Raw genomic sequence first — 238 nt, 5'->3', positions numbered from 1 at the left:
AATCTAGTCAGTTAGCACAAAAGATGGCTCAAGAACAAAACAAGAAAAAAGAAGAAAAAATGAAAGAGTTACAGGACTTTATTGCTCGTTTCTCAGCTAACGCTTCTAAATCTAAACAAGCAACAAGTCGTAAAAAACAACTTGAGAAAATTGAATTAGATGATATTCAACCATCATCAAGAAGATATCCTTTCGTTAAATTCACGCCTGAGCGTGAGATTGGTAACGACTTATTAAT

1 pseudogene is annotated in these 238 nt (G+C 33.2%); it reads left to right on the top strand.

Features of this window, described 5'->3' with window-relative positions:
- Positions 1-238: pseudogene (locus tag QSV46_RS41005) on the top strand (ABC transporter ATP-binding protein); the annotation flags it as partial.

It is taken from the genome of Bradyrhizobium cosmicum, from assembly GCF_032290525.1.
Taxonomy (GTDB): domain Bacteria; phylum Pseudomonadota; class Alphaproteobacteria; order Rhizobiales; family Xanthobacteraceae; genus Bradyrhizobium; species Bradyrhizobium cosmicum_A.
Note: the sequence above shows the minus strand (reverse complement) of the source record. Positions and strands in the feature narration are given on the sequence as shown.